Here is a 5,095-nt window from a genome sequence, read left to right as displayed (position 1 = left end):
CTCGGGCCAGTTCCGCCGGGTAAGCGGGATGGTCGAGCAGGGTCAAGATGATCCGGGATCGAGTGGGGTCGGCCAGTGCACGACCCAGGCGGTTCATCACGTCGAGACGCGAAGCAATAGTCAGCATAAACTGAACTATACAGCGCGCACTGAACACTCGTTCACAGGCGTCAGCCTAGATCGCATGCCCGTAAGGGGAACCTTCACCGTACGTCGAGAGAGCTTCCTCCTCGACGACTCCTTACGAGGGATCGCCATGAACGCAAGACCCGTACGGTGACATGGGCGGTGAGGGGAGGGCAACTGCAACAATGGGGACATGCATGTCGGCTACGCGCGCGTCTCGACTCTCGAGCAAGACCTCTCCGGCCAACGGGAAGCACTCGAGCGCCTCGGAGTCGAGAACAAGAACATCTACTTCGACCACGGCCTAACGGGAACGACCCGCGCCCGGCCCGGGCTGCGTGAGGCACTGGCCGCGACCCGGGATGGGGACACCCTGGTGGTGACCAAGCTCGACCGGCTGGCCCGCTCGCTCCCGGACGCGAGGGACATCGCCGACGAGCTCACCATCAAGGGAGTGGCGCTCAGTCTCGGAGGCAGCGTCTACGACCCCAACGACGCCGTCGGCCGGTTGCTGTTCAACGTGCTCGGCATGGTGGCCGAGTTCGAGGCGGACCTCATCCGCCTGCGCACCCGCGAGGGCATGGCCATCGCCAGATCCAAGGGCAAGCTCAAGGGCAAGAAGCCCAAGCTCTCGCCCTCTCAGCGCAAGCATCTGTTGACGTTGCACGCGGCTGGCGAGCACACCCAGGCCGAGCTCGCCGAGCTGTTCAACGTCTCCCGCACCACCATCTACCGCGAGCTGCGCCGCACCACGGCGGACACCTGACCGCGCCTGCACCGCCACTGAGCGATCACAGAAGCCCGCCACCAAGCCATCACATCCACACGCTTGCTGACGACTCAGGCAGAATCACGTGCCTCACCGACGATGTCGACCGTCCCATATAGCGTGTTCGTAAGGAATCCCTCTGACGGTTCCCTATATGAGACGAGGAGGGTCAGATGATCGTTCAGCGGTAGTTGACGAACTGGAGGTCGACGTCGAGGTCGGCCGCCTTCAGCATCCGCTGCACTTCCTGCAGGTCGTCGCGGGACTTCGACTGCACTCGCAGCTCGTCGCCCTGGATCTGCGCCTTCACCGACTTGGGGCCCTCGTCGCGGATCATCTTGCTGATCTTCTTCGCGTCCTCGGAGGAGATGCCCTCCTTGAGCGTCGAGACGATGCGGAACTCCTTGCCTGAGGGCTGGGGCTCGCCGGAGTCGAGGCTCTTCAGCGAGATGCCGCGCTTGATCAGCTTCGACTGGAAGACGTCGAGCACCGCCTTGGCGCGCTCGTCGCTGTTCGCCTTGATGAGGATCGACTCGCCGCTCCATTCGATCGAGGCGCCGGTGCCCTTGAAGTCGTAGCGCTGCTCGACCTCCTTGCGTGCCTGGTTGAGCGCGTTGTCCGCCTCCTGGCGATCGATCTTGCTGACGATGTCGAATGAGCTGTCGCTGGCCATGCGTTCGAGGGTACCGCCGCCGGATCGTTGCGCGCCCGTGACCCGGGCGGGATAGCGTCAGGGTATGGATCGTCGGGGGAAGATCATGCTCGGTATCGCCGTGGGGTCGGTGGTGGGCCTGCTGGCTCTCGCCGCGCCCGCTGTCATCGGGATGATCCCGACCGACGAGGTGGTCGCCGAGGCGCCGCCCACGACGGCGGCACCGCCGCGGACGGCGACACCCACGCCCACGCCCGTGCCGACGAGGCTCGCGCCCCTTCCCACGCCCGTCGAGACGACTCCGGCGCCGGAGAGCAAGTGCCTGGGCGTTCCGGCGGGCACGGACCGCGGCGACATCTCGCCCGGAGCGACCGGCGTGGTCGAGCGCTCCAATGGGAAGGGCCTCGCGACGGTCTACCGGGTGGTCTCGGGCGACTCGTACTGGGCGATCGTCGAGCGCTTCTGCCTCGCCAGCGCGGACTTCAACAGCGCGAACAACTTCGGCGGTGCCGGCGACATCTACGCCGGCGACTACCTCGCCGTCCTCGCCGAGGGGCAGCCCGAGGCCCTGGCACTCAACGAGGCGGCCAAGGGCGGCTACCGCACGCATCAGGACTGCGACGCGATCGCGCGCATCTCCCTCGCAGAGCCCAACGCGGAAGGGCGGATCCCGGTCAGCATGTCGGGCACGGTCGTCGACACCGGGAAGGGCGAGTACGCCGAGGGCCCGGTCGAGAAGGTCGACGGCAAGCCCACCTTCTACACCGTGCAGCCGGGGGACACCTACCGCGGCATCGGCGACCGCTTCTGCGTCGACGCGATCACCGTGCAGGCGCTCAACGAGGCGGGCGGACCGGAGCGCGTCCTGCAGCCCGGCGACCGCGTGCAGTTGCGGCCGACGAGCCGCACGATCGCGGCGCAGGGCTGACTTTCCGCGCGTCGCCGCATCCGTCGTCGCGTCCAGCCGTAGCCTGACGGGGTGACCACGCCCGCCGTCCCGCTCCTCGCCCAGCGCGCGTGGGGCATCGGCGCCGTCGTGCTCGTCGTGCTCTCGGTGCTGCCGACCCTGTTCGTCCTGCTGCTCGCCGCGACCGTCGACGAGCAGTACGGCTGGCTCCTGATCCCGGCCTTCGCCCTCCTCGTCGGCGGCGGGTCGGTCGCCATGCTCACCGGCATCGTCGGTCTCGTCTTCGCTGGCATCCGCCGCCGCGGGTTCCTGTGGCCCGCGATCGGCACGGCAGCGGGGATCGGTCTCGTCGGCACCGCCTCGCTCATCCTGAACCTCGGCGCCTGACGTCGGCGGAGCCGCGGCATCCGCCCCTTCGTACAATGGGCTGATGCGGCCGCTGACAGAGGACCAGTTGCGCGACGTGCTGGTGAATGCGACGAAGGACGAGCGGGAACGCCTCGAGCCGCCCCACGACTTCCCGCTGCTCGAGTGGGATCACCTCGACTTCCTCGCGTGGCGCGATCCCACGACTCGCAGCCGCGGCTACGTCGTCGCCGAGATCGACGGGCACCCGACCGGCATCGTGCTGCGCGCCGCGAACGGTGCGACGCAAGGTCGCTCCGCCATGTGCAACATCTGCCACACGATGCAGCCGGGCAATCAGGTCACGATGTTCACCGCTCGACGGACCGGGGATGCCGGTGACCGCGGCGACAGCGTCGGCACCTACGTGTGCGCGGACCTGACCTGCCACGACAACGTCCGCATCGCGGGGCCGCTGGCTCCGAGCGAGATCCGGGCGAGCGTGGATCGCCGCATCGACGGCACCCGCCACCGCCTCGAATCCTTCGTCGAGCGCGTCGCGTCGGCCGCCTGACGCCGCGGTTTTCGTCACGCCCGCGGGGAGGGTAGAGTAGGGGATCGCGCCTCCGGTCGACTGCACAAGCCGGGCGGGTGCGCACCTGGCGAGTTACCCAAGCGGCCAAAGGGATCTGACTGTAAATCAGACTGCATTGCATTCGGGGGTTCGAATCCCTCACTCGCCACCACGAAGGGCTGCGGAGATCTCCGCAGCCCTTTCCCGTTCCCGCGGGGGATGCCGCGCGATAGCCTGCGGGCAGGATCACCACGCACCGGTCGATCCGCGCCGCCGCCGCCGCGACAGCCGCCGCTCTCGCCGTCGCGTTCGCGGGATGCGCGCCGCTCGCGGAACGCTCGATCGCCGTCGGCCCCCGACCAGGTCGCCGCCATCGAGTTCTTCGAGTACCCCTCGACCGACGTGCCCGACACCGTCGGATGAGTTCGACGGCGCGCAGACCCAGTCCAGTCGGCTGATCCTCACCGACGGCCGCGAGATCGAGATCACGACGATCTGGGTCGGCCCGCACGACAACGTCGTCCTGTGGCCCGACGCCACCGTGTGGCGCACCGAGTGGGGGTCGCCCCGCGTGGTGGAGGCGTACGCCGACGTCGCGCAGATCCACCAGGAGAGCGCCGACGAGCTGCCGGTGGTCGTCCTCCCCGGGTGATGTCCTCCACACCCCGGTGACGCGCCGCCACCCCTGTGGACATCCGAGCTGCTCATCGGCCGGTCTGACAGGATGGGGGCGAGCGCGGGGGAGGCCTCCGCCGAAGGGATGTCGAGGATGAGCGAACCGATCACCGCCCCCCGTTCGAACAAGATCTTCCGCGCAGCGATCTGGGTCGCGATCGGCGCCCTGATCGCCGCGGCGATCGTCTGCGTCGTGTGGGTGCTCCTCGGGGACTCGAACGGCATCGTCGGGCGAGCGTTCCTGACGATCCTGCTGCTCGCGGCCTTCGCCGGGATCTCGATCCTCGAGGCATCCCTCGCCAGCCGTCGCCCCGCGTGGTTCGCTCTCGCGAGCATCGTGTCGTGGGTCGTCGCGCTCATCATCGGCGCGTTCATGATCTGGATGCCGGAGGCCGCCGGCGACTACGGCGTCGGCGCCGAGCGCTTCTTCAAGTTCCTGCTGATCCTGCTGATCCTGCAGGGCGCGCTGCTGCACGTCCGCCTCTACGCGAAGGCCTTCGCCCGTTACCAGACCACCTTCACGAGCATCGTCACCTACGTGACGATGGGCCTCGTCGTGATCCTCGCGATCATGCTGATCATCCCACTGATGCTCGAGGAGTTCATCGAGTTCCGCGAGATCTACTGGCGTGTGCTCGTGTCGGTCGCGATCCTCGCCGCCGTGGGCACGGCGCTCGTCCCGCTCGTGAACGCCCTCTTCGCCCCGAAGAAGGAGCGTCCGCAGGTCGCGGCGCCCTACGGCGCGCAGGCGTACGCCGGGTCGGGTCAGCCCGATGGTGGTGCGTACACGGCGTCGGCCACGGCGCCCGCGCAGGCGTGGCCCACGTACGCCGACGGTCGGACGCCCCTGCCGGTCATGCCCGACGGCAGCCCCGACTGGAACGCGTACTACACCGGCTGGCCCACCTACCCGCAGCAGCCCTACGGCGCCACGACGCCCGACGGAGCGTCGGCTCCCGAGGCGGCTCCTGCGGCCCCGGCAGCTCCCGCTGCTCCGCCGGCGCCCGCATCCGCGCCGGACGCGCCCGCTGCTCCGGATGCTCCCTC

The 5,095-nt window shown here is 68.7% G+C and carries 7 protein-coding genes, 1 tRNA gene and 1 pseudogene; 7 read left to right on the top strand and 2 right to left on the bottom strand.

Going from position 1 to position 5,095, the window contains the following annotated elements:
* Positions 1 to 127, bottom strand: a pseudogene (locus NH287_RS14630) (transcriptional regulator); the annotation flags it as partial.
* A 192-nt stretch (positions 128 to 319) separates the two neighbouring features.
* Here NH287_RS14630 and NH287_RS14625 point away from each other — a divergent pair.
* Complete coding sequence (locus NH287_RS14625) at positions 320 to 892, top strand: recombinase family protein (protein WP_253036199.1); 573 nt, start codon at positions 320 to 322, stop codon at positions 890 to 892.
* A gap of 184 nt (positions 893 to 1,076) precedes the next feature.
* Here NH287_RS14625 and NH287_RS14620 read toward each other — a convergent pair whose 3' ends face one another.
* Positions 1,077 to 1,568 (bottom strand): YajQ family cyclic di-GMP-binding protein, encoded by a 492-nt coding sequence (locus NH287_RS14620; protein ID WP_217530714.1) that lies wholly within the window; start codon positions 1,566 to 1,568, stop codon positions 1,077 to 1,079.
* Between the two features lie 64 nt (positions 1,569 to 1,632).
* Between NH287_RS14620 and NH287_RS14615 the strand changes: the two genes are divergently transcribed.
* From NH287_RS14615 to NH287_RS14590, 6 genes are all read left to right on the top strand, one after another.
* The gene (locus tag NH287_RS14615) at positions 1,633 to 2,475 is read left to right on the top strand and encodes a LysM domain-containing protein (RefSeq protein WP_253036198.1); all 843 of its coding nucleotides are present in this window, start codon (positions 1,633 to 1,635) and stop codon (positions 2,473 to 2,475) included.
* A gap of 51 nt (positions 2,476 to 2,526) precedes the next feature.
* On the top strand, positions 2,527 to 2,841 hold the full coding sequence (locus NH287_RS14610) for a hypothetical protein (RefSeq protein WP_253036197.1): 315 nt from the start codon (positions 2,527 to 2,529) through the stop codon (positions 2,839 to 2,841).
* Positions 2,842 to 2,884: 43 nt separating this feature from the next.
* A complete protein-coding gene (locus tag NH287_RS14605) occupies positions 2,885 to 3,373 on the top strand; it encodes an FBP domain-containing protein (RefSeq protein ID WP_064002942.1) in 489 nt (162 codons plus the stop codon).
* 87 nt (positions 3,374 to 3,460) lie between these two features.
* Positions 3,461 to 3,545 (top strand) — tRNA-Tyr (locus NH287_RS14600).
* Between the two features lie 144 nt (positions 3,546 to 3,689).
* Positions 3,690 to 4,025, top strand: coding sequence for a hypothetical protein (locus tag NH287_RS14595; protein WP_253036196.1), 336 nt, complete (start codon positions 3,690 to 3,692; stop codon positions 4,023 to 4,025).
* A 117-nt stretch (positions 4,026 to 4,142) separates the two neighbouring features.
* Positions 4,143 to 5,095, top strand: a 953-nt coding sequence (locus tag NH287_RS14590; protein WP_253036195.1) for a hypothetical protein, incomplete at its 3' end; no start/stop codon positions are given.

Origin of the sequence: Microbacterium sp. CnD16-F (assembly GCF_024124465.1) — a bacterium.
Lineage (GTDB): Bacteria > Actinomycetota > Actinomycetes > Actinomycetales > Microbacteriaceae > Microbacterium > Microbacterium gawkjiense.
The sequence above is the reverse complement of the archived record's forward strand: the minus strand, read 5'-3'. Positions and strand labels throughout refer to the sequence as shown.